The sequence below is a fragment of the Streptacidiphilus alkalitolerans genome (assembly GCF_042511045.1).
In the GTDB taxonomy this organism is placed as follows: Bacteria; Actinomycetota; Actinomycetes; order Streptomycetales; family Streptomycetaceae; genus Streptacidiphilus; species Streptacidiphilus alkalitolerans.
The window spans coordinates 112,382-134,806 of sequence record NZ_JBHEZX010000018.1; the positions used below are offsets into that span (position 1 = coordinate 112,382).

The window sequence follows — 22,425 nt, forward strand, 5'->3', positions numbered from 1 at the left end:
CTTGGTTTCGGCTCTTCCATGGAGAGCTCCTGGCGGCTATGGTCCCTGTCTACCACAGCTAACTAACTAAGTTAGTTTTTGACCGGCAAGGTGGACCATGAGCGAACACAGCGACGCCGCCCGGCTCGAGGCCCTCGGCTACCGCCAGGAACTGCGGCGCAGCCTCAGCATCCTCGGCAACATCTCCATGGGCTTCGCCGTCGTCTCCCCCGTCGTCGGCCTCTACGCCGTCGCCGTGGTCGGGCTGGGCATCGCGGGCCCGGCCTGGGTCTGGGCCCTGCCGGTCTGCCTGCTCGGCCAGGCCCTGGTCGTCTGCGTCTACTCCGAGCTCGCCTCGCAGTGGCCGCTGGCCGGCGGCGCGTACCAGTGGAGCCGACGGCTCACCGGCCCGGCCTTCGCCTGGCTCAGCGGCTGGATGTGGCAGTTCGCGGTGATGTTCGCCAACACCACCGTCGCCTACCTGGCCGCGCCCTGGGTGTTCACCCTGTTCGGAGCGACCCCGTCACCGCGCGACCTGGTGCTGGTCGCGCTCGGCTTCATGCTGTTCTGCACCCTGGTCAACGCCTACGGCATCAACTTCCTGCGCTGGTTCGTCTCGCTCGGCATCGCCGCCGAGGCGGTCGCCTCGATCCTGGTCGGGCTCTCGCTGCTGCTGGTGTTCCGGCAGCACGGCTTCTCGCTGCTCACCGAGACCCTGGGTGCGCCCGCCGCGCTCGGCAGCACCGATGCCAGGGCGTTCCTCGCGGTGGTCGCGGTCGGCGGCTGGGCCTTCATCGGCTTCGACGCCTGCGTCTCCACCGCCGAGGAGACCAAGGACGCCGCCCGGCAGGTGCCCAGGGCCATGTGGTGGGCGCTGCTCAGCGTCGGCACCGTGGTGATCCTCAACGCCGTCGCCGTCGAACTGGCCCACCCCGACCCCGCCGCGGTCATCGCCGGACGCGACCTCGACCCGGTCACCACCGCCGTGGTCAGCAACTTCGGCGGCTGGGCCCCGAAGCCCTTCGTGGTGGTGGTACTGGTCAGCTTCACCGCCTGCCTGATGGCCTCCCAGGGCGGCGCCGCCCGCGGCCTCTACTCGCTGGCCAGGGACGAAGTCTTCCCGTTCTCCCGCCAGGTGCGCCGGGTGAACCGGCACAAGGCCCCGATCGGCGGCCTGGTCGCGGCGACCCTGGTCAGCTGCGCGGCGCTGCCGCTCGGGCTGAACAGCTCGGCCATGGGCACCCTGATCACCTTCGGCAGCGCGGCCACCTTCGTCCCGTTCTTCCTGCTCACCGCGGTCGCGCTGATCGCCAGGCTGCGCGGTCGCTGGACCCCCTCCGGTGCGGTCTCGTACGGACGCCTGGGCACCCCGCTGAACGCCCTCGCGGTGCTGTGGACCGGCTTCGAGGTGGTCAACATCTGCTGGCCGCGGACGATCCTGGCCCCGGTCGGCGCCCCCTGGTACCAGGTGTGGGGCGCCCTGCTCGGGGTCGGCCTGGTCACCGGGGCCGGCGGGCTCTACCTGCTGGCCCGCCGCCCGGACCGGCGGATGCGCGACCACGACAGCGGCCACGGGCAGCTGGACGAACTCGCCCCCGCGGTGCGCTGATCCCGCCGGGTGGCCGCGCAGTCGGCTACTTGGCCTGGGTCCCGGCCCTGGACCTGGCCTTGTAGGCGGCCTTGCGGGCCTCCTTCGCGGTGGCCCGGTCCGGGTGCTGCTCGCCGATCGCCTCAAGCACCGCGGTGGTGTAGGGGTGCTCGACCCGCCACAGCTCGGCGAAGTACTGCTCCGCCGCCGAGGTCCCGACCAGTTGCAGCACCGACTCGAGGAAGGTCTCGTCCTCGGGGCCCAGGTCGATCAGCAGCGCGGCCAGCTGGTCGACCGTGCTCCACAGCAGCACCGGACGCCCGGGGTCGACGACGTCGGTGGCACCCTGCTCCACCAGCCAGGCCGTGGCCAGGACGGTGAGGTGCGGGTCGCCGAGCGCCTCCCTGACCGAGGGCTCGACCTCCTCGCCGAGCCGGCCCAGGGCCAGCGCGCAGAACTGACGGCGGATCGGGCCGACCAGGTCGTTGCCCCGGGAGGCCGCCAGCAGCTCGGCCGCCGCGGCCAGCGGCTCACGGCCGACCAGCCACTCGGCGATCTCCTCCTCCGGCATCACATTGGCCGAACCGGCGATGCCGGCCAGCAGCTCGGCGGCGGTGCCCCTGGCGTGGTCGCCGATCAGCGGGGCGTCGTAGCCGTCCTCGATCAGCCACTGCCGCACCTGGTGCACCCCCAGCGCGGTGAGCCGGGCCAGGCCGAAGCGGGCCGCCTCGGTCTCCTCCACCGGGGCGTCCGGGTCGAAGGGCTCGGTGGGCAGTTCCGGCGCGCCGGACCCGTCCTCCGACTCGTCGAAGAGGCTCGGGTCGATCGGGCGGTAGTCGAGGATGCCGATGTCGGCGAGATCCTGCAGCATCGGGTCCAGCGCGACCATCACCGAGGTGATGTCGCCGAGCATCTCCTCGGTCGGGTCCTCGCCGTCGGGGACCACCAGCAGCGCCGAGAGCACGCCCAGCGGGACCGTCTCCTCGCTCTCGGTGGTGGCGAACGCCCGGGCCTCGTAGAGCACCTGCAGTGCCTCGTCGAGCAGCCCCTCGGCCTGCTCGCGGGCCTCCTCCAGCTGCGCGTACTCCTCCTCGGTCTCCTCCTCGCCGCTGCCGGCCACCGCCTCGGTGTCGGCGCCCTCGGCCAGATCGCCGAGGTCCAGCTCGGCCTCGACGGTGATCCCGGCGACGATGGAGGCGGCCGACTCCCAGGCGGTGAGCACCGTCTCCGGGTCGCCCTGCTCCAGCGCCTCGACACCGTCGGTGACGGCGGCCACCTCGCCGCCGCCGTCCTCGGCGCTGTCGCCGACCGCGATCAGCTCCAGGTCGACGGCCAGCACCCAGGCCCGGACCACCGCGTCCACGCCCTCCTCGCCCTCGCCGAAGCCCAGGTCGATCGCGGCCCGGGCCTGCAGCCCCGGGTCCAGCTCGCCCCACTCGTCCACCGGACGTCTGGGGCCGACCCAGCGGGCCAGCCGGATCGCCCGCTCGAACAGCGGCACCCGCAGCGCCGCCGCCGCCAGCTCCTCGCGCTCCAGCAGCCGCACCGGCGGGACCAGCGGCAGGTCGTCGGCCTCCTCGCCGTCCCCCTCGCCGAAGTCGCCGAGGGGGCCCGGGGGGAACCCGCTGTCGGCGGCCGATGCCCCGTAGAGCGTCCCCAGATCGACTTCGGAGGGGAGCGGCACCGCCGCCGCCTCCTGTCCCGCCGACGCCTTGTCACTCTTCCTACGGCTCGGACCCGCCATGATCGGTCGCTCACTCTCCACTGGACGGAGGCGCGGCGGACCGCCCGCCACTGCCGCCGCTGACACTATCCGCAGCGGGTCCGCGAGGGCGGAAATACGACCGCCGCGCGGTTCGAACCCCCGGAAGGGGTGAACCGCGCGGCAGTCTCATGACACAGCACGCAGAATGACGGAGCGCTCAGACGTTGAAGCCCAGCGCCCGGAGCTGGTCCCGGCCGTCAGGGGTGATCTTGTCCGGGCCCCACGGCGGCATCCAGACCCAGTTGATCTTCAGATCCTGGACCAGGCCGTCGGTGGCGGTCCGCGCCTGGTCCTCGATGACGTCGGTCAGCGGACAGGCCGCCGAGGTGAGCGTCATGTCGATGGTGCACACATCGGACTCGTCGATGTGGACGCCGTAGATCAGGCCCAGGTTGACCACGTCGATGCCCAGCTCCGGGTCGACCACGTCCAGCAGTGCCTCCAGCAGGTCGTCCACGGCGACGGTGCCCGCGGTCGTCCCGACGAAATGGCTCTCGGCGGGTTCCGCGGCCTCGGCCGCGGCGGTCCCGGTGGTGTCGGTCATGCGCTCTCCTTCACAGGGTCCTCGGCCAGCGCCTGGGCGGTGGCGTCCTTCCAGGCCATCCAGCTGAGCAGGGCGCACTTCACCCGCGCCGGGTACTTGGAGACACCGGCGAACGCGACCGCGTCCTCCAGCACCTCCTCGTCGCCCTCGGACTGCCCCTTGCTCTGCATCAGCTCCAGGAACGCCTCCTGGATCTGCTGCGCGTCCTTGAGCTGCTTGCCGACCAGCAGCTCGTTCAGCACCGACGCGCTCGCCTGGCTGATCGAGCAGCCCTGCGACTCGTACGAGATGTCGGCGACCGTGCCGCCGTCCAGCCGCACCCGCAGGGTGATCTCGTCACCGCAGGTGGGGTTGACGTGGTGCACCTCGGCGTCACCGTCCCGCAGGCCCTTGCCGTGGGGGTGCTTGTAGTGGTCCAGGATGATGTCCTGGTACAGCGAGTCCATCTTCATCGCGTCGCGCCTCCTCTCTCTCAGCCGAAGAAGTTCCTGACGTGGTGGAGCCCCTCGATCAGGGCGTCCACCTCCGCCTCGGTGGAGTACAGATAGAACGACGCCCTGGTGGTCGCCGGAATTCCGTAGCGCAGGCAGACCGGCCGCGCGCAGTGGTGCCCGACCCGGACCGCGATGCCCTGCTCGTCCAGCACCTGGCCCACGTCGTGCGGGTGGATGTCGCCGAGGGTGAAGGAGATCGCCGCGCCGCGGCCCTCGGCCGTGGGCGGGCCGATGATCTTCAGATCGGGCACCTCCCGCAGCCTGCGCACCGCGTACTCGACGATCTGCTGCTCGTGCGCGGCGATGTTCTCCATGCCGATCGCGTTGAGGTAGTCGATCGCCGCGCCCAGGCCGATGGCCTGGGAGATCGGCGGGGTGCCGGCCTCGAACTTGTGCGGCGCCGGAGCGTAGGTGGACGAGCTCATCGACACGGTCTCGATCATCTCGCCGCCGCCCAGGAACGGCGGCAGGTCCTCCAGCAGCTCCTGCCGGCCCCAGAGCACGCCGATGCCGGTCGGGGCCAGCATCTTGTGCCCGGTGAAGGCGACGAAGTCGGCTTCCAGGGCCTGCACGTCCAGCGGCATGTGCGGGGCCGCCTGCGAGGCGTCGACGACCACCAGCGCGCCGACGTCCTGGGCCCGGCGGACGATCGCCTCGGCCGGGTTGATCGTGCCCAGGATGTTGGACACCAGCACGAAGGAGACCACCTTGGTCTTCTCGGTGATGATCTCGTCGATGTTGGAGAAGTCGAGCCGGCCGTCGTCGGTCAGCCCGAACCACTTCAGCTTCGCGCCGGTCCGCTGCGAGAGCAGCTGCCACGGCACGATGTTGGAGTGGTGCTCCATCTCCGTGATCACGATCTCGGACTCTGCATCCACCCGGTACGGCTCGTCGGCCCAACCCAGCATGTTGGCAACCAGGTTGAGCGACTCCGAGGCGTTCTTGGTGAAGATCACCTCGTCCCGGCTGGGCGCGTTGATGAACGCCGCGACCTTGTCACGGGCGCCCTCGTACAGCGCCGTGGCCTCCTCGGCGAGCACATGCACGCCGCGGTGGACGTTGGCGTTGTGCTGCTCGTAGTACTCGTTCATCGCGTCGAGCACCTGGCGCGGCTTCTGCGAGGTCGCCGCGCTGTCCAGGTAGACCAGCGGCTTGCCGTCGTGGAGTTGCCGCTGCAGGATCGGGAAGTCCTTGCGGATCGCGTCGACGTCGAAGCCGTCGCCGTTGCCGGGGGTGTGGGTCACGCGGACGCGCCGCCCTTCGCGTACTTCTCGTAGCCCTCGTTCTCCAGCTCGTCGGCGAGCTCGGGGCCGCCCGACTTGACGATCTTGCCGGCCGCGAAGACATGCACGTAGTCGGGGGTGATGTAGCGCAGGATGCGGGTGTAGTGGGTGATCAGCAGGGTGCCGACCTCACCGGTCGCGCGCACCCGGTTGACGCCCTCGGAGACCACCCGGAGCGCGTCGACGTCCAGACCGGAGTCGGTCTCGTCGAGCACCGCGATCTTCGGCTTGAGCAGTTCCATCTGCAGGATCTCGTGGCGCTTCTTCTCGCCGCCGGAGAAGCCCTCGTTGACATTGCGCTCGGCGAAGGCCGGGTCCATCTGCAGCTCGGTCATGGCCGTCTTGACCTCCTTCACCCAGGTGCGCAGCTTGGGGGCCTCGCCGCGGATCGCGGTGGCGGAGGTGCGGAGGAAGTTGGAGACCGAGACCCCGGGGATCTCGACCGGGTACTGCATGGCCAGGAAGAGGCCGGCCCTGGCGCGCTCGTCCACGGTCATCGCGAGGACGTCCTCGCCGTCCAGGGTGACGGTGCCCTGGGTGACGGTGTACTTGGGGTGCCCGGCCAGCGAGTAGGCGAGGGTGGACTTGCCGGAGCCGTTGGGGCCCATGATGGCGTGGGTCTCGCCCTGCTTGATGGTCAGGTCAACGCCGCTGAGGATCTCGCGGGGACCGTTCTCCGTCTCGACGGTGACGTGCAGGTCGTTGATTTCAAGGGTTGCCATGGGGCTCAGGACTCCTGGGTGACGGAGACGAGCACATCGTCCCCTTCGATCTTTACGGGGTACACGGGGACCGGCCGGGTGGCGGGCAGTCCGGAGGGCTTGCCGGTGCGGAGGTCGAAGCTCGACCCGTGCAGCCAGCACTCGATGGAGCAGTCGTCGACCTCGCCCTCGGAGAGGGAGACATTGGCGTGCGAGCAGATGTCGTTGATCGCGAACACCTCGCCCCCGGTGCGCACCAGCGACACCGGCACGTCGTCCACCACCACGCGCTTGGGGGTGTCCGACTCGAGCTCGCCCAATGCGGCGACACGCACGAAGCTCATCCGACCGAAGCCTCCAGCTCGGCGTCGATCTTCTCGATCAGACGCTCCTGCAGGTCCGGCAGCCCGATCTGCTGGACCAGTTCGGCGAAGAAGCCGCGCACCACCAGGCGCCGCGCCTCGTCACCGGCGATACCGCGGGACTGCAGGTAGAACAGCTGCTCGTCGTCGAAGCGGCCGGTCGCCGAGGCGTGTCCGGCGCCGACGATCTCGCCGGTCTCGATCTCCAGGTTGGGGATCGAGTCGACCCGCGCGCCGTCGGTGAGCACCAGGTTGCGGTTGAGCTCGTAGGTGTCGGTGCCCTCGGCGGCGGCCCGGATCAGCACGTCGCCCACCCACACCACGCGCGCGTCCTTGCCCTGCAGCGCGCCCTTGTAGGCGACGTTGCTGCGGCAGTGCGGGGTGTCGTGGTCGATGAAGAGCCGGTGCTCCAGGTGCTGGCCCGCGTCCGCGAAGTACAGCCCGTACAGGTCGGCCTCGCCGCCGGGGGCGCCGTAGACCACCCGCGGGTGCAGCCGGACCAGGTCGCCGCCGAAGGTGACCACCACGGACTTGAACGAGGCGTCCCGGCCGACCAGCGCGGTGTGCTGGGCGACATGGACGGCGGTGTCGTCCCAGTCCTGGATGGAGACCACGGTGAGCTTGGCGCCGTCGCCGATCAGGTACTCGACGTTGGCGGCCACCACGGCGTCGCCGGTGTGCTCGATGACGACCAGCGCCTCGGCGAACGCGCCGAGCTCGATCACCTGGTGGCCGTAGCGGGTCCCGCCCTGGCCGTGCACCGAGATCCGGATCGGCTCGGTCAGCACGGTGTCGCGCGGCACCGAGACCAGTCCGGCCTTCTCGAAGGAGCTGAACGCCTGGGCGGCGACCCGGTCCACCGGCTTGCCGGCCCTGCCGACCCGGGGGTCGGTGCGGTCGACGACCTCGACAACGACCCCGGCCGGGGCCGAGACGTCGACCTTGACCGCGTCGGCATCGGCCTTGGCGCTGCCGTCGTGCAGGCCGCGCAGCCGGTTCAGCGGGGTGAACCGCCAGTTCTCCTCGCGCCCGGTCGGCACCGGGAAGTCCGCGACGTCGTAGGAGGCGACGGCGTCCTGGCGGGCGTCCACGGGCTGGGCGACGGTTTCGCGCCCGGTGCCGGGACCGGCCAGCTGGGAGCCCGCACCAGCCGTGCCGACCTCGATGGAACCCGCCGTGGTGGACCCACCGGCCGTGTTGGTGGCCTCAGCCATTACTCGTACTGCTCTCTCTCGTATGGGGAAGCGTCTCAGCGGTGGACGGGGCCGGTCAGCCGACCGAGCCCTCCATCTGCAGCTCGATCAGCCGGTTGAGCTCAAGCGCGTACTCCATCGGGAGCTCCTTGGCGATCGGCTCCACAAAGCCGCGGACGATCATCGCCATCGCCTCGAACTCGGTCATGCCCCGGCTCATCAGGTAGAAGAGCTGGTCCTCGCTGACCTTGGAGACGGTCGCCTCGTGGCCCATCGACACGTCGTCCTCGCGGACGTCCACATAGGGGTAGGTGTCCGAGCGGGAGATCGTGTCCACCAGCAGCGCGTCGCAGAGGACGTTGGACTTGGCGCCCTTGGAGCCCTCGCCGATCTCGATCAGACCGCGGTAGGAGGTTCGGCCGCCACCTCGCGCCACCGACTTGGAGACGATGTTGGACGAGGTGTTGGGCGCCATGTGGACCATCTTGGCCCCGGCGTCCTGGTGCTGGCCGGCGCCGGCGAAGGCGATCGACAGGGTCTCGCCCTTGGCGTGCTCGCCCATCAGGTAGACCGCCGGGTACTTCATGGTGACCTTGGAGCCGATGTTGCCGTCGACCCACTCCATGGTCGCGCCCTCGTAGGCCACGGCCCGCTTGGTCACCAGGTTGTAGACGTTGTTCGACCAGTTCTGGATCGTGGTGTAGCGGCAGCGGCCGCCCTTCTTCACGATGATCTCGACCACGGCGCTGTGCAGCGAGTCCGAGGAGTAGATCGGGGCGGTGCAGCCCTCGACGTAGTGGACGTAGGCGTCCTCGTCGACGATGATCAGCGTCCGCTCGAACTGGCCCATGTTCTCGGTGTTGATCCGGAAGTAGGCCTGCAGCGGGATCTCCACGTGCACGCCCTTCGGCACGTAGATGAACGAACCGCCGGACCACACCGCGGAGTTCAGCGAGGCGAACTTGTTGTCGCCGACCGGGATGACGGTGCCGAAGTACTCCTGGAACATCTCCGGGTGCTCCTTCAGCGCGGTGTCGGTGTCCATGAAGATGACACCCTGCGCCTCCAGCTCCTCGTTGATCTGGTGGTAGACCACCTCGGACTCGTACTGGGCGGCGACACCGGCGACCAGGCGCTGCTTCTCGGCCTCCGGGATGCCCAGCCGGTCATAGGTGTTCTTGATCTCGGCGGGCAGGTCCTCCCAGGACTCGGCCTGCTTCTCGGTCGACCGGACGAAGTACTTGATGTTGTCGAAGTCGATGCCGGTGAGGTCCGAGCCCCAGGTCGGCATGGGCTTCTTGCCGAACAGCTTCAGACCCTTCAACCGCAGGTTGAGCATCCACTCCGGCTCGGACTTCTTCGAGGAGATGTCGCGGACGACGGCCTCGGAGAGGCCGCGCTTGGCGGCAGCGCCGGCGGTGTCCGAGTCGGACCAGCCGAACTCGTAGGTGCCGAGGCCCTCGAGCTCCGGGTGAGCGGTGGTGGTCATACGGGGTTCCTCCCGGAGAGGTGCGGTTCGGAGTCGTGCAGGTCTGGGTCGTGCGGTTCGGCGGGCGCGGAGGGCACGAAGGTGGTGCAGACGCCGTCGCCGTGGGCGATGGTGGCCAGCCGCTGCACATGGGTGCCGAGCACCTGCGAGAAGACCTCGGTCTCGGCCTCGCAGAACTGCGGGAACTGCTCGGCGATGTGCGCGACCGGGCAGTGGTGCTGGCAGAGCTGCTCCCCCAGCGGGGCCCGCCGCACCGTGGCAGCGTACCCGTCCGTGGTCAGCGCGGCGGCGAGCAGCTCGGTCGGGGTGGCCTTGCCGTCGTCGCCCAGGGCGGTGCGGTACCGCTCGGCGTCCCGGGCCAGCCGGGCCCGGGCGAAGGCGGCCAGCGCCTCCTTGCCCGCGTCGCCGCCGCCGACCGAGTCGGCGAGGAAGCGCAGGGCGTCGGCGGCCAGCTGGTCGTAGGCCTGGTAGAAGGCGTCCCGGCCGGAGTCGGTGAGCAGGAAGACCTTGGCCGGACGGCCCCGGCCGCGATGGCCGTAGACCTTCTGGTCGCGGGCCGACACCAGGCCGGAGGCCAGCAGGGCGTCCAGGTGGCGGCGCACCGCGGCCTGGGTGAGGCCCAGGCGTTCGGCCAGGTCAGCGGCACTGCTGGGGCCGTGGTCAAGAATGGAGCGGGCCACCCGGTCGCGGGAGGAGACGGCGGCCACGACAGCATGGGCAGTCGTCGCCACGACTGCCTCCGGCCCCTCCTCGCACTCCCGCATGTTTTTCACAACTCCATTGTTGCGTAATTCATTCCGCCGGGACAACCCGCTTCGGGATCAATGGTTGTCTGATCAATCACTAAGGTTTGCCTAACCTGTTCCTGGAATTCCGCCGCTGAATAGACTCGGGCCCATGCAATCCGAAGCGGCCGCCGTCGCGGTCACCGGCCTGGTCAAGCGCTACGGCGGGAAGACCGCGGTGGACGGGCTCGACCTCACCGTCGCCCGCGGCAGCGTCACCGCCGTGCTCGGCCCCAACGGGGCGGGCAAGACCACGACCGTCGAAACCTGCGAGGGCTACCGGCGCGCCGACGCCGGAACCGTCAGGGTGCTCGGCCTGGATCCGGCTGTTCCGGCCGACGCCGCGAAGCTCCGGCCGCGGATCGGAGTGATGCTGCAGTCCGGGGGCGTGTACCCGGGCGCCCGCGCCCTGGAAATGCTGCGGCACACCGCACGCCTGCACGCCCGTCCGCTGGACGTGGACGCGCTCGCGGACCGGCTCGGCCTGGACTCCTGCGGCCGCACCCCCTACCGCCGGCTCTCCGGCGGCCAGCAGCAGCGGCTCGCGCTGGCCATGGCCGTGGTCGGCCGCCCCGAACTGGTCTTCCTGGACGAGCCCACCGCCGGGCTCGACCCGCACGCCCGCCGCGCCACCTGGGAGCTGGTCCGCGACCTGCGCGCCGACGGCGTGACCGTGGTCCTGACCACCCATCACATGGACGAGGCCGAGCAACTCGCCGACCAGGTCGCCATCGTGGACGGCGGCCGGGTGATCGCCGAGGGCAGCCCGGAGCAGCTCTGCCGCAGCGACGCCGGCAACACCGTGCGCTTCCGGGCCCGGCCCGGGCTCGACCTGGGCTCGCTGCTCAAGGCCCTCCCGGACGGCACCGCCGTGGCCGAGGCCACCCCCGGCAGCTACCTGGTCGAGGGCGCCGTGGACCCGCAGCTGCTGGCCACCCTGACCAGCTGGTGCGCCCAGTCCGGGGTGATGCCCGAGCAGCTCGCGGTGGGCCGGCGCACCCTCGAAGACGTCTTCCTCGAACTGACCGGACGGGACCTCCGCGGATGAGCGCCAGCACCAGTTACGCACCCCGGCCCGGCGCCGCCCCGGTGGGCCGGATGCTCAGGGCGCAGACCGCGCTGGAGACCTCGCTGCTGCTGCGCAACGGCGAGCAGCTGCTGCTCACCGTGATCATCCCCAGCGTGCTGCTGGTGCTGTTCAGCGCGGTGGACATCGTCGCCACCACCGGGCCCGGGGCCCGGGTGGACTTCCTCGCGCCGGGCCTGCTGGCGCTGGCGGTGATGTCCACCGCCTTCACCGGCCAGGCCATCGCCACCGGTTTCGAACGCCGCTACGGGGTGCTCAAGCGGCTCGGCGCGAGCCCGCTGCCGCGCTGGGCGCTGATGACCGCGAAGACCGGAAGCGTCCTGGTCACCGAGGTGCTGCAGGTGGTGCTGCTGTCCGCGATCGCCTTCGGCCTCGGCTGGCACCCGCACGGCAACCCGTTCGCCGTCCTGCTCCTGCTGCTGCTCGGCACCGCCGCCTTCTCCGGCCTCGGGCTGCTGATGGCAGGAACCCTGCGGGCCGAGGCCACCCTGGCCGCGGCCAACCTGGTGTTCATCCTGCTGCTGCTGGCCGGCGGGGTGATCGTGCCGCTGTCGAAGTTCCCCGGCGCGGTCCGCCCGGTGCTGGAGGCGCTGCCGATCAGCGCCCTCTCCGACGGCCTGCGCTCGGTGCTGCAGCAGGGCTCCGCGATGCCCTGGTCCGACCTGGGCATCCTGGCGGCCTGGGCGGTCGTCGCCCTGGCGGCGGCGGCGCGCTTCTTCCGCTGGGAGTAGCCGGGCGGGTGCCCGGGGGGCGGGCCGAAGATCGGGAAGAGGGCAATCTACGATGAATCCGTGCGTACCCCCTTCTCCCTTCTCGCCGAGCGCGTCACGGTCTCCGACCGGGTCGTCCGCTGGGCGGCCTTCGCCACTCTGGTGATGAGCGTGCTGGTGGTGGTGACCGGCGGCGCGGTCCGCCTCACCAGCTCCGGGCTCGGCTGCCCCACTTGGCCGACCTGCACCGGCAGCAGCATCGCCACCACGCCCGCGATGGGCATCCACGGCATCATCGAGTTCGGCAACCGGATGCTCACCGATGTGCTGTGCGGGGTGATCGGACTGGCCATCATCGCCGCGCGCTGCGCCGGGCCGTGGCGCCGCAGCCTCACCCGGCTGGGCTGGGCCCAGTTCTGGGTGACGGTGTCCCAGGCCGTGCTGGGCGGGATCACCGTGCTCACCCACCTCAACCCCTTTGTGGTGGCCTGCCACTTCCTGGCCTCGGCGGTGCTGATCCTGACCGCGCTGGCGATGTGGCAGCGCAGCCGCGAGGGCGACGGTGCGCCGGTCCGTACCGTGGGCCGGCCGGTGATCCAGCTGTCCCGGCTGACCATCGGGGTGACCGCCGCACTGATCGTGGTCGGCACCCTGGTGACCGGCACCGGGCCGCACTCGGGCGACGGCACCGAGGTGAAGCGGATGCCGTTCGACTGGGAGAAGATCACCCAGTTCCACGCCGACTTCGCCATGGTGACCATAGGGCTCGCCCTGGCGATGATGTTCATCCTGCTCGCCGTGGACGCCCCTGCGGCCCCGCGCCGCCGGGCCCGCGAGTTCTTCGTCGTCCTGATGTCCCAGGCCGTGATCGGCTTTGTGCAGTACTTCACACATCTGCCGGAACTGCTGGTGGGCGTGCACCTGTTGGGCGCGGCCCTGGTCTGGGTCGCGGTGCTCCGGCTGCACCTCGCGCTGCGCACCCGGCCGGAGGTGGACGCGCTGCCGCGGCCCGCGAACATCGAGGCGCTCGCGGCGGTCTGAGCACGGAACAGGAGGAAGGGGCCGGTCCGCGCTGCGGACCGGCCCCTTCCTGCGTTCGGGGTTCAGACCTGGGTGCCGCCGAGCTGCAGCCCGGCCATCCGCTTCCACTCGTAGGAGCTGGTGCGGACCTTCAGGCCCAGCTCGCCCTCGAAGGACTCGTGCACGGTGATCCCGGACAGCTCCACCGCCCGGTTCGCCACCGCGACGCTGGGGGCGACCTGGTCGCCCCACGCGCCGTCGGCGCCGACCAGGGCGATCCGGGTGGAGATCCCGCCGATGTACTCGACCACGCCGTCGGCGCTGCCGCCGTGGGCGGCGGCGAAGCTGCGGATGTGCTTGGCGATGCGCGCCGCGCGTCGCTCGTCGGTCTTTTCGCTCATGGTCAGATGCTACCCACGAGTAGCACTCCTGCCTACTTCAGGAAGGGGTCGATCGCGATCTCGACGAAGAGCAGCGTCAGATAGGTGATCGACCAGTGGAACAGCCGCATCTCCTTGAGCTTGGCGCCGACCACGCCGTTCCTGGCCCGGGCCAGCAGCCCGTGCGCCTCCTTGAGCCAGAACGCGCCCAGCAGCACCGCGGAGACCGGGTAGAGCAGGCTGGTGTGGGCCAGCGGCCACAGCGCCAGCGACACCGCGACCATCACCCAGCTGTAGGCGACGATCTGCTTGGCCACGGCCTCGTTGGTGGCGATCACCGGCAGCATCGGGATGCCCGCGTTGGCGTAGTCCTCCTTCACCTTCATCGACAGCGGCCAGTAGTGCGGCGGCGTCCAGAAGAAGATGACCAGGAACAGCACCACCGGGGCCCAGCTCAGCGAGTCGGTCACGGCGGCCCAGCCGATGAAGACCGGCATGCAGCCGGCGATCCCGCCCCAGACGATGTTCTGCGCGGTGCGGCGCTTCAGGCCGAGGGTGTAGACGAAGACGTAGAACAGCAGTGCGGCCAGTGCCAGCGCCGAGGACAGCGGGTTGACCAGCAGCGCCAGCCAGACCGTGGAGCCGACCGCCAGCGCGATGCCGAACACCAGGCACTCGACCGGCGACACCATCCCGGTGACCAGCGGACGGCGCTCGGTGCGGTGCATCAGCGCGTCGATGTCGCGGTCGATGTACATGTTGAGGGCGTTGGCGCCACCGGCCGACAGGTAGCCGCCGACCACGACGTACAGCACCAGCAGCAGGTCCGGGACACCGCGCTGCGCCAGGAACATCACCGGAACGGTGGTGATCAGCAGCAGCTCGATGATCCGCGGTTTGGTCAGTGCGACGAATGCCCCGACACGGGCCGGAAACGGCCGATGCCCGGGGTTCGCCTTGACCAGCCCGGCCGGGCGGGTTTCGACGGCGGTCACGAACACCCCTGGTTGAAGGAGAAGCCGCAGGACCGGGACGACAACCGTCCCGGCGGCCCTGCGCGTACCACGCCACCTTAGACGTTGCCTATACCTGCTTCGTCGCGGGGTCCTGCTTCAGGTAACCGTGTTGCGCCGTTCAGCGGGCGGTTCCCCGGACGATCCCTCAGGCTGGCATACAGGAATGGGCTGCTCGTACCAGGGAACGCGCCGGGAATGGGCCGTCGCGTCCGCCTGTTGGGCTGTCCCGGGAACGGGCGTACGCATCAGCGGTAGGCTCGCTCCGTACAGCGGGTCAACGCTCTGTGACCAGGTCCGCCACCGTCGACGGTCCCCCGGCACCGGGTCGAAGGACGATACGGAAGGAGCCCTGATACAGGGTGAGTACGACGCCGAGCAACACTTTTGAGTGGACCGAGCTCGACCAGCGCGCGGTGGACACCGTGCGCGTTCTGGCGGCGGACGCCGTGCAGAAGGTCGGCAACGGCCACCCGGGCACGGCTATGTCGCTGGCTCCGGCCGCCTACCTGATTTTCCAGCGCTTCCTGCAGCACGACCCGGCCGACCCGGACTGGACCGGACGCGACCGCTTCGTGCTGTCCCCCGGCCACACCAGCCTCACCCTCTACATCCAGCTCTTCCTGTCGGGCTACGGGCTCACCCTGGAGGACCTCAAGTCCTTCCGCGTGTGGGGCTCGCTGACTCCGGGTCACCCCGAGCACGGCCACACCACCGGCGTCGAGACCACCACGGGCCCGCTCGGCCAGGGTGTCGGCAACGCGGTCGGCATGGCGATGGCGGCCCGCTACGAGCGCGGCCTGTTCGACCCGGAGGCCGCCGAGGGCGCCTCCCCGTTCGACCACACCATCTGGGGCATCTGCTCGGACGGCGACCTGGAGGAGGGCGTCTCCGGCGAGGCCTCCTCGCTGGCCGGCCACCAGAAGCTGGGCAACCTGGTCTTCCTGTACGACGACAACCACATCTCGATCGAGGGCGACACCGAGACCGCCTTCTCCGAGGACGTCCTCAAGCGCTACGAGGCCTACGGCTGGCACATCCAGCGGGTCGCCCCGGCCGAGAGCGGCGACATCGACCCCAAGGCGCTGCACGACGCCATGGTCAAGGCCAAGGCCGAGACCGGGCGCCCCTCGATCATCGCCATGCGCACCGTGATCGCCTGGCCCGCCCCGAACGCCAAGGGCACCGAGGAGTCGCACGGCTCCGCCCTGGGCGCGGACGAGGTCGCCGCCACCAAGCGGGTCCTCGGCTTCGACCCGGAGAAGTCCTTCGACGTCAGCGACGAGGTGCTGGCCCACGCCCGCGCGGTCGGCGAGCGCGGCAACCAGGCGCACGCCCAGTGGACCAAGCGCTTCGAGGACTGGCGCGCGGCCAACCCCAAGCGCGCGGCCGAGTTCGACCGGATCGCCGCGGGCGAGCTGCCGGACGGCTGGGAGAAGGCCATCCCGTCCTTCCCGGCCGGCAAGGACGTGGCCACCCGCAAGGCCTCCGGCGAGGTGCTGAAGAGCCTGGGCAAGATCGTCCCGGAGCTGTGGGGCGGCTCGGCCGACCTGGCGGGGTCCAACCTCACCACGATCGACCCGGACTCCTCCTTCCTCCCGGAGGGCAACCCGCTGCCGTCCGCGAGCCCCTACGGCCGCACGATCCACTTCGGGATCCGCGAGCACGCCATGGGCTCGACCATGAACGGCATCGCGCTGCACGGCAACACCCGCGTGTACGGCGGCACCTTCCTGGTGTTCTCCGACTACATGCGCGGCGCCGTCCGCCTCGCCGCGCTGATGAAGCTGCCGGTCACCTACGTGTGGACGCACGACTCCATCGGCCTGGGCGAGGACGGCCCGACCCACCAGCCGATCGAGCACATGGCCGCGCTGCGGGCCATCCCCGGCCTCAACATGGTGCGCCCGGCCGACGCCAACGAGACCGCCATCGCCTGGCACGAGATCCTGCGCCGCCACGCGGACAAGCCGGCCCCGCACGGCCTGGCGCTCACCCGGCAGAACGTCCCCACCTACGAGGCCAACCCGGACGCGGCCAAGGGCGGCTACGTGCTGTTCGACGCCGAGGGCGGCCAGCCGCAGGTGATCCTGATCGGTACCGGCTCCGAGGTGCAGATCGCGGTGGCCGCGCGCGAGCGGCTGCAGGCCGAGGGCATCCCGACCCGGGTCGTCTCGATGCCCTGCGTCGAGTGGTTCGAGGAGCAGGACCGCGCCTACCGCGACAGCGTGCTGCTGCCGACCGTCAGGGCCCGGGTCTCGGTCGAGGCCGGCATCGCGCTGACCTGGTACCGCTACGTCGGCAACGCAGGACGCAGCGTCAGCCTGGAGCACTTCGGTGCCTCGGCCGACTACAAGGTCCTCTACAAGGAGTTCGGCCTCACCGACGACGCCGTGGTCACCGCCGCCCACGAGTCGCTGGACGATGTCGCCGCAGGTCGCTGAACCCGTCCACCCGCAGAGCACAAAAGGAAGAGTTGAGAATCATGACTGACGCTCTGAAGCGCCTCAGCGACGAAGGCGTGGCGATCTGGCTGGACGACCTCAGCCGCAAGCGCCTGACCTCCGGCAACCTGGCCGAACTGGTCCGTGACAAGCACGTGGTGGGGGTCACCACCAACCCGACGATCTTCCAGAAGGCCATCGGCGGCAGCGACGACTCCTACGACGAGCAGCTGCGCGACCTCGCGGTCCGCGGCGTCACCGTCGAGGAGGCCGTCCGGATGATGACCTCGGCGGACGTCCGCGAGGCCGCCGACGTGCTGCGCGGGGTCTACGACTCCAGCAACGGCCGGGACGGCCGGGTCTCCATCGAGGTCGACCCGCGGCTTGCCCACAACACCGAGGCGACCATCGCCGAGGCCAAGCAGCTGGCCTGGCTGGTGGACCGCCCGAACACCCTGATCAAGATCCCGGCGACGCTGGCCGGGCTGCCCGCGATCACCGCGGTGATCGCCCAGGGGATCAGCGTCAACGTCACCCTGATCTTCTCGCTGGAGCGCTACCGCGGCGTGATGGACGCCTTCCTGACCGGTCTCGAGCAGGCCAAGGCCAACGGCCACGACCTCTCCTCGATCGAGTCGGTCGCCTCCTTCTTCGTGTCCCGGGTGGACACCGAGATCGACAAGCGCCTCGACAAGCTGGCCACCCCGGAGGCCAAGGCCGCCAAGAGCAAGGCCGCCGTCGCCAACGCCCAGCTGGCGTACCAGGTCTACGAGGAGGTCTTCTCCTCGGACCGCTGGAAGGCGCTGGCCGCCGACGGCGCCAAGCCGCAGCGTCCGCTGTGGGCCTCGACCGGCGTCAAGGACCCGTCCCTGGACGACACCCTCTACGTGGTCGAGCTGGTCGCCCCCGGCACCGTCAACACCATGCCCGAGGCCACCCTGAACGCCGTCGCCGACCACGGCGTGGTCCGCGGCGACACCATCACCGGCTCCTACGCCGCGGCCCAGGCCGCGATCGACGGGCTGGCCGCGCTGGGCGTCTCCTACGACGACGTGGTCCAGGTGCTGGAGGACGAGGGCGTCGAGAAGTTCGAGGCGTCCTGGAAGGAACTCCTGGACACCGTCTCCGCTTCGCTGCAGGAATTCGCCCCGAAGGGGGGCTCAGCCAAGTGAGCGAGGACGCCTCAGAGGTACTCGAGGAGGAGACCGACCTCGTCGACGCCTGGATCAACCCGCTGCGCGACCCCGGCGACCGCCGGCTGCCGCGGATCGCGGGTCCCTCGGGCCTGGTCATCTTCGGTGTCACCGGTGACCTCTCCCGCAAGAAGCTGATGCCGGCCGTCTACGACCTGGCCAACCGCGGCCTGCTGCCGCCGGGCTTCTCCCTGGTCGGCTTCGCCCGACGCGACTGGGAGGACGAGGACTTCGCCCAGGTCGTCCACGACTCGGTCAAGGAGCACGCCCGCACCCCCTTCCGCGAGGAGGTCTGGCAGCAGCTCGCCAAGGGCATGCGCTTCGTGCAGGGCGAGTTCGTCGACGACGACGCCTTCGAGAAGCTCCGCGAGACCATCGAGGAGCTCGACAAGGCGCAGGGCACCGGCGGCAACTTCGCCTTCTACCTGTCGGTGCCGCCGAAGTTCTTCCCGCAGGTGGTGCAGCAGCTCAAGGAGCACGGCCTGGCGGACCCGCCCAAGGGCGCCTGGCGCCGCGCGGTGATCGAGAAGCCCTTCGGCCACGACCTGCAGAGCGCCAAGGAGCTCAACGCGGTCGTGCACTCGGTGTTCCCGCGTGACGAGGTCTTCCGGATCGACCACTACCTGGGCAAGGAGACGGTCCAGAACATCCTGGCGCTGCGTTTCGCCAATTCGATGTTCGAGCCGATCTGGAACCGCTCGTACGTGGACCACGTGCAGATCACCATGGCCGAGGACATCGGCATCGGCGGTCGCGCGGGGTACTACGACGGCATCGGCTCGGCCCGTGACGTGATCCAGAACCACCTGCTGCAACTGCTGGCGCTGACCGCCATCGAGGAGCCGGCCTCGTTCCACCCGAAGGCCCTGGTCGCCGAGAAGCTCAAGGTGCTCTCGGCCGTCCGGATCCCCAAGGACCTGGGGCGGCACACCGTGCGCGGCCAGTACACCCACGGCTGGCAGGGCGGCGAGGAGGTGCTCGGCTACCTGGAGGAGGAGGGGATCGACCCCAAGTCCACCACCGACACCTTCGCCGCGGTGAAGCTGGAGATCAACAACCGGCGCTGGGCGGGCGTTCCGTTCTACCTGCGCACCGGCAAGCGGCTCGGCCGACGGGTGACCGAGATCGCGGTGGTCTTCCAGCGCGCTCCGTACCTGCCGTTCGACTCCAGCGCCACCGAGGAGCTGGGGCAGAACGCCCTGGTCATCCGGGTGCAGCCGGACGAGGGCGTCACCATGCGGTTCGGCTCCAAGGTGCCGGGGACCTCGATGGAGGTCCGCGACGTCAGCATGGACTTCGCCTACGGCGAGTCCTTCACGGAGTCCAGCCCCGAGGCGTACGAGCGGCTGATCCTGGACGTGCTGCTCGGCGACGCCAACCTCTTCCCCCGCCACCAGGAGGTCGAGGAGTCCTGGAAGATCCTGGACCCGATCGAGGCGTACTGGGACAAGCACGGCAAGCCCGCCCCCTACGAGTCGGGCACCTGGGGCCCGGCCGAGGCGGACGAGATGCTCGCACGAGACGGTAGGAGCTGGCGCCGGCCATGAAGATCGATCTTACGGACACCACCTCCAGCAAGATCAACTCCGGTCTGGTCGAGGCCCGCAGGGCCATCGGCACCGGTGCGATCGGCATGGTGCTCACCCTCGTCATCGTCACCGACGAGGGCAGCGCCTACGACGCCCTCAAGGCCGCGGGCGACGCCTCGCGCGAGCACCCCTCGCGGATCCTGGCCGTCATCCGCCGCCCCGGGCGCTCGCCCCGGGCGCGGGCCGAGGCCCGCCTGGACGCCGAGATCCGGGTCGGCTCCGACGCCGGCACCGGCGAGACCGTGCTGCTCCGGCTGCACGGCGAACTCGCGGCCCAGGCCCAGTCGGTGGTCCTCCCGCTGCTGCTGCCGGACGCCCCCGTGGTGGTCTGGTGGCCGGAGAACGCCCCCGAGAACGCGGCCAAGGACCCGCTGGGCGCGCTCGCCCAGCGCCGGATCACCGACGCGGTCTCGGCGGAGTCCCCGGTCGAGCAGCTCGCCGCCCGGGCCGCCTCGTACACCCCCGGCGACACCGACCTGGCCTGGACCCGGATCACCCCGTGGCGCTCGATGCTCGCGGCGGCCCTGGACCAGCGGCGGGTCAAGGTCTCCGCGGCCGTGGTCGAGGGCGAGTCCTACAACCCCAGCGCGGAACTGCTGGCGCTGTGGCTCGCCGACCGGCTCAACATCAAGGTGGACCGGGTCGTCACCGACGGTCCCGGCCTGACCGCCGTCCGCCTGCACACCGCCGGCGGCGACGTCACCCTGGAGCGCACCGACGGCCTGCTGGCCACGCTCTCCATGCCCGACCAGCCGGACCGGATGGTGGCGCTCAAGCGCCGCGAGACGTCCGAGCTGATCGCCGAGGAGCTGCGCCGGCTCGACCCGGACGACATCTACGCCGCGGCCGTCCGCTACGGCGTGGAGAAGCTGCACGCCGACGGGCCGAAGCACGAGGTCGTCGACGCCAGGACGGCGGCCGGCCAGGCCGCGTCGGAGGCCTCGGAGGAGGGCGCCGCCGGCGCCACCGTCTCGGGTCCCTCCACCGCCAAGGGCAAGGCTCCGGCGGCCAAGAAGTCCGCGGCCTCGGCGAACCGGACCCAGAAGTGACGACGCCTCAACTCGTGGTCCACCGCGACAAGGACCTGATGGCCCTTGCCGCGGCGGCCCGGCTGATCACCCGGATCGTGGACGCGCAGTCCGCCCGCGGCACCGCCTCGGTGGTGCTGACCGGCGGCCGCAACGGCAACGCGCTGCTCGCGGCGCTCGCCGGGTCCCCGGCCCGGGACGCCGTGGACTGGTCCCGGCTCGACCTCTGGTGGGGCGACGAACGCTTCCTGCCCGAGGGCGACCCGGAGCGCAACGCCACCCAGGCCCGCGACGAACTGCTCGACGCGGTCCCGCTGGACCCGGCCCGGGTGCACTGGATGCCCGCGTCGGACGGCGTGGACGGCGGCAATGTGGAGGCGGCGGCCGAGCGGTACGCCGTCGAGCTGGCCAAGGCGGCCGGTCCCGAGGACCGCGTCGGCGTCCCGGCCTTCGACGTGCTGCTGCTCGGCGTCGGCCCGGACACCCATGTCGCCTCGCTGTTCCCCGAGCACCCCGGCGTGCGGGAGACCGCCCGTACTGTGGTGGGGGTGCGCGGCGCGCCCAAACCGCCGCCGGTGCGGGTCTCGCTGACCCTCCCGGCGATCCGGGCGGCCCGCGAGGTGTGGCTGCTCGCGGCGGGCGAGGACAAGGCCGAGGCGGTCGCCCTGGCCCTCAGCGGCCCGGGCGAGATCCAGGCGCCCGCGTCCGGTGCCTACGGCCGGCAGCGCACCCTGTGGCTGCTGGACCGCGCCGCGGCGGCGAAGATCCCGCCGGAGATGTACCCCCCGTCCTCCGCCTGAGGCTGAGTCCGGCCACGATGGCCCTGGTCCGCCCCGCGTCGCGGGGCGGACCAGGGCCATCGTGCGCTGTCAGCGCGCGCCGTACGGCGGCAGTGGGGGGTCGCTCTGGGCGAGCAGCTTGCGGGTGGCCCGGCCGGCCTCGGCCGGGGACCAGCGGGTGGCGCTGCGCGCGGTGGGTCCCGGGCGCCAGCCCTGCATCACGGTGATCCGCCCGCCCTCCGCCTCGAACACCTGCCCGGTGACCCCCTCACTGGCGTCGCTGCCGAGCCAGACCACCAGCGGGGAGACGTCCTCCGGCTCGGGCAGCGCCGCGGCGATCGCGCCCTCGGTCATCCGGGTCCTGGCCGCCGGGGCGATGGCGTTGACCTGGACCCCGTACCCGGCCAGCTCGGCGGCGGCGACAAAGGTCAGGCCGAGGATGCCGGCCTTCGCGGCCGAGTAGTTGCCCTGCCCGACGCTGCCCAGCAGCCCAGCCCCTGAGCTGGTGTTGACGATCCTGGCGGCGACCGGACGGCCCGCCTTGGCCTCGGCCCGCCAGTACCCCGCCGCGTGCCGCAGCGGCAGGAAGTGCCCCTTGAGGTGGACCCGCAGCACCGCGTCCCAGTCGTCGCCGTCCAGGTTGACCAGCATCCGGTCGCGCAGGAACCCGGCGTTGTTGACCAGGGTGTCCAACCGTCCGAAGGCGTCCAGCGCGGCGCTGACCAGCCCGGACGCCCCCGCCTCTGTGGCGATGTCACCGCCGTGGGCGACGGCGGCGCCGCCCCGGGCCAGGATCTCGGCGACCACGGCGGCGGCCGGGCCGCCCTCCGCGCCGGGCGCGCCGTCCAGGCCGACGCCGAGGTCGTTGACGACCACGTTCGCGCCCTCGGCGGCGAAGGCCAGGGCGTGTGCGCGGCCGAGGCCGCGCCCCGCTCCGGTGACGATCACGGTGCGGCCGTGGGCCAGTCCTGGCCCGGTTCCTGGTTCGGTCCCTGGCAT

General features: G+C 71.0%; 21 protein-coding genes. 9 read left to right on the plus strand and 12 right to left on the minus strand.

What is annotated here, in order from left to right; all coding sequences use genetic code 11:
• Nucleotides 1–97: 97 nt before the first annotated feature.
• Nucleotides 98–1,588, plus strand: coding sequence for an APC family permease (locus tag ACEZDG_RS31110; protein WP_380516058.1), 1,491 nt, complete (start codon nucleotides 98–100; stop codon nucleotides 1,586–1,588).
• 25 nt (nucleotides 1,589–1,613) lie between these two features.
• Here the strand turns inward: ACEZDG_RS31110 and ACEZDG_RS31115 are convergent, their stop codons facing one another.
• The 9 genes from ACEZDG_RS31115 to ACEZDG_RS31155 form a co-directional block, all read right to left on the minus strand.
• Entirely contained in the window at nucleotides 1,614–3,251 is a 1,638-nt protein-coding gene (locus tag ACEZDG_RS31115; RefSeq protein ID WP_380516061.1) for a hypothetical protein, read from the minus strand.
• Nucleotides 3,252–3,489: 238 nt separating this feature from the next.
• Complete coding sequence (locus tag ACEZDG_RS31120) at nucleotides 3,490–3,876, minus strand: metal-sulfur cluster assembly factor (protein WP_380516064.1); 387 nt, start codon at nucleotides 3,874–3,876, stop codon at nucleotides 3,490–3,492.
• Nucleotides 3,873–4,328 (minus strand): Fe-S cluster assembly sulfur transfer protein SufU, encoded by a 456-nt coding sequence (sufU, locus tag ACEZDG_RS31125; protein ID WP_380516067.1) that lies wholly within the window; start codon nucleotides 4,326–4,328, stop codon nucleotides 3,873–3,875. Before sufU ends, ACEZDG_RS31120 begins: the two co-directional genes overlap by 4 nt.
• Nucleotides 4,329–4,348: 20 nt before the next feature.
• A complete protein-coding gene (locus ACEZDG_RS31130) occupies nucleotides 4,349–5,614 on the minus strand; it encodes a cysteine desulfurase (protein ID WP_380516069.1) in 1,266 nt (421 codons plus the stop codon).
• On the minus strand, nucleotides 5,611–6,375 hold the full coding sequence (gene sufC, locus ACEZDG_RS31135) for a Fe-S cluster assembly ATPase SufC (RefSeq protein ID WP_380516072.1): 765 nt from the start codon (nucleotides 6,373–6,375) through the stop codon (nucleotides 5,611–5,613). Before sufC ends, ACEZDG_RS31130 begins: the two co-directional genes overlap by 4 nt.
• A gap of 5 nt (nucleotides 6,376–6,380) precedes the next feature.
• Complete coding sequence (locus ACEZDG_RS31140; protein WP_380516075.1) at nucleotides 6,381–6,698, minus strand: non-heme iron oxygenase ferredoxin subunit; 318 nt, start codon at nucleotides 6,696–6,698, stop codon at nucleotides 6,381–6,383.
• The gene (gene sufD, locus ACEZDG_RS31145; RefSeq protein WP_380516078.1) at nucleotides 6,695–7,930 is read right to left on the minus strand and encodes a Fe-S cluster assembly protein SufD; all 1,236 of its coding nucleotides are present in this window, start codon (nucleotides 7,928–7,930) and stop codon (nucleotides 6,695–6,697) included. The genes ACEZDG_RS31140 and sufD overlap by 4 nt, the downstream gene beginning before the upstream one ends.
• A gap of 55 nt (nucleotides 7,931–7,985) precedes the next feature.
• Nucleotides 7,986–9,398 carry a Fe-S cluster assembly protein SufB gene (gene sufB / locus ACEZDG_RS31150; protein ID WP_380516081.1) on the minus strand — a complete coding sequence of 471 codons (1,413 nt, stop codon included), beginning with the start codon at nucleotides 9,396–9,398 and terminating at the stop codon, nucleotides 7,986–7,988.
• Complete coding sequence (locus tag ACEZDG_RS31155) at nucleotides 9,395–10,162, minus strand: helix-turn-helix transcriptional regulator (protein ID WP_380516206.1); 768 nt, start codon at nucleotides 10,160–10,162, stop codon at nucleotides 9,395–9,397. Before ACEZDG_RS31155 ends, sufB begins: the two co-directional genes overlap by 4 nt.
• A gap of 133 nt (nucleotides 10,163–10,295) precedes the next feature.
• Between ACEZDG_RS31155 and ACEZDG_RS31160 the strand changes: the two genes are divergently transcribed.
• From ACEZDG_RS31160 to ACEZDG_RS31170, 3 genes are read left to right on the plus strand one after another with little or no spacing between them, the layout of a single operon-like run.
• Complete coding sequence (locus tag ACEZDG_RS31160) at nucleotides 10,296–11,231, plus strand: ABC transporter ATP-binding protein (protein WP_380516084.1); 936 nt, start codon at nucleotides 10,296–10,298, stop codon at nucleotides 11,229–11,231.
• The gene (locus tag ACEZDG_RS31165; protein ID WP_380516087.1) at nucleotides 11,228–12,001 is read left to right on the plus strand and encodes an ABC transporter permease; all 774 of its coding nucleotides are present in this window, start codon (nucleotides 11,228–11,230) and stop codon (nucleotides 11,999–12,001) included. The genes ACEZDG_RS31160 and ACEZDG_RS31165 overlap by 4 nt, the downstream gene beginning before the upstream one ends.
• 60 nt (nucleotides 12,002–12,061) lie before the next feature.
• Nucleotides 12,062–13,021, plus strand: a complete 960-nt coding sequence (locus tag ACEZDG_RS31170; protein WP_380516090.1) for a COX15/CtaA family protein — start codon at nucleotides 12,062–12,064, stop codon at nucleotides 13,019–13,021.
• Between the two features lie 62 nt (nucleotides 13,022–13,083).
• On the opposite strand, the gene ACEZDG_RS31175 is transcribed toward ACEZDG_RS31170, so the two are convergent.
• Nucleotides 13,084–13,401: a hypothetical protein gene (locus ACEZDG_RS31175; protein WP_380516093.1), complete on the minus strand. Its 318-nt coding sequence runs from the start codon at nucleotides 13,399–13,401 to the stop codon at nucleotides 13,084–13,086.
• Between the two features lie 32 nt (nucleotides 13,402–13,433).
• Complete coding sequence (locus ACEZDG_RS31180; RefSeq protein ID WP_380516096.1) at nucleotides 13,434–14,375, minus strand: heme o synthase; 942 nt, start codon at nucleotides 14,373–14,375, stop codon at nucleotides 13,434–13,436.
• A gap of 380 nt (nucleotides 14,376–14,755) precedes the next feature.
• On the opposite strand from ACEZDG_RS31180, the gene tkt reads away from it, so the two are divergent.
• The 5 genes from tkt to pgl are packed head-to-tail and all read left to right on the plus strand — an operon-like array spanning nucleotide 14,756 to nucleotide 21,447.
• Complete coding sequence (gene tkt, locus ACEZDG_RS31185; protein ID WP_380516098.1) at nucleotides 14,756–16,837, plus strand: transketolase; 2,082 nt, start codon at nucleotides 14,756–14,758, stop codon at nucleotides 16,835–16,837.
• Between the two features lie 41 nt (nucleotides 16,838–16,878).
• Nucleotides 16,879–18,009, plus strand: coding sequence for a transaldolase (tal, locus tag ACEZDG_RS31190; RefSeq protein ID WP_380516101.1), 1,131 nt, complete (start codon nucleotides 16,879–16,881; stop codon nucleotides 18,007–18,009).
• Nucleotides 18,006–19,577 carry a glucose-6-phosphate dehydrogenase gene (gene zwf, locus ACEZDG_RS31195; protein WP_380516104.1) on the plus strand — a complete coding sequence of 524 codons (1,572 nt, stop codon included), beginning with the start codon at nucleotides 18,006–18,008 and terminating at the stop codon, nucleotides 19,575–19,577. Before tal ends, zwf begins: the two co-directional genes overlap by 4 nt.
• On the plus strand, nucleotides 19,574–20,668 hold the full coding sequence (gene opcA / locus ACEZDG_RS31200; RefSeq protein WP_380516107.1) for a glucose-6-phosphate dehydrogenase assembly protein OpcA: 1,095 nt from the start codon (nucleotides 19,574–19,576) through the stop codon (nucleotides 20,666–20,668). Before zwf ends, opcA begins: the two co-directional genes overlap by 4 nt.
• The gene (pgl, locus tag ACEZDG_RS31205; protein WP_380516109.1) at nucleotides 20,665–21,447 is read left to right on the plus strand and encodes a 6-phosphogluconolactonase; all 783 of its coding nucleotides are present in this window, start codon (nucleotides 20,665–20,667) and stop codon (nucleotides 21,445–21,447) included. Before opcA ends, pgl begins: the two co-directional genes overlap by 4 nt.
• Nucleotides 21,448–21,516: 69 nt before the next feature.
• Here the strand turns inward: pgl and ACEZDG_RS31210 are convergent, their stop codons facing one another.
• Nucleotides 21,517–22,425 carry an SDR family oxidoreductase gene (locus tag ACEZDG_RS31210; protein ID WP_380516112.1) on the minus strand — a complete coding sequence of 303 codons (909 nt, stop codon included), beginning with the start codon at nucleotides 22,423–22,425 and terminating at the stop codon, nucleotides 21,517–21,519.

Coding starts and splice junctions, on each gene's coding strand:
- sufD (WP_380516078.1), bottom strand. CDS start 7,930: ATGGCTGAGGCCACCAACACGGCCGGTGGGTCCACCACGGCGGGTTCC.
- sufB (WP_380516081.1), bottom strand. CDS start 9,398: ATGACCACCACCGCTCACCCGGAGCTCGAGGGCCTCGGCACCTACGAG.
- ACEZDG_RS31110 (WP_380516058.1), top strand. CDS start 98: ATGAGCGAACACAGCGACGCCGCCCGGCTCGAGGCCCTCGGCTACCGC.
- ACEZDG_RS31155 (WP_380516206.1), bottom strand. CDS start 10,162: ATGCGGGAGTGCGAGGAGGGGCCGGAGGCAGTCGTGGCGACGACTGCC.
- ACEZDG_RS31210 (WP_380516112.1), bottom strand. CDS start 22,425: ATGCCAGGGACCGAACCAGGAACCGGGCCAGGACTGGCCCACGGCCGC.
- opcA (WP_380516107.1), top strand. CDS start 19,574: ATGAAGATCGATCTTACGGACACCACCTCCAGCAAGATCAACTCCGGT.
- ACEZDG_RS31175 (WP_380516093.1), bottom strand. CDS start 13,401: ATGAGCGAAAAGACCGACGAGCGACGCGCGGCGCGCATCGCCAAGCAC.
- ACEZDG_RS31140 (WP_380516075.1), bottom strand. CDS start 6,698: ATGAGCTTCGTGCGTGTCGCCGCATTGGGCGAGCTCGAGTCGGACACC.
- tal (WP_380516101.1), top strand. CDS start 16,879: ATGACTGACGCTCTGAAGCGCCTCAGCGACGAAGGCGTGGCGATCTGG.
- sufU (WP_380516067.1), bottom strand. CDS start 4,328: ATGAAGATGGACTCGCTGTACCAGGACATCATCCTGGACCACTACAAG.
- ACEZDG_RS31165 (WP_380516087.1), top strand. CDS start 11,228: ATGAGCGCCAGCACCAGTTACGCACCCCGGCCCGGCGCCGCCCCGGTG.
- ACEZDG_RS31160 (WP_380516084.1), top strand. CDS start 10,296: ATGCAATCCGAAGCGGCCGCCGTCGCGGTCACCGGCCTGGTCAAGCGC.
- ACEZDG_RS31120 (WP_380516064.1), bottom strand. CDS start 3,876: ATGACCGACACCACCGGGACCGCCGCGGCCGAGGCCGCGGAACCCGCC.
- sufC (WP_380516072.1), bottom strand. CDS start 6,375: ATGGCAACCCTTGAAATCAACGACCTGCACGTCACCGTCGAGACGGAG.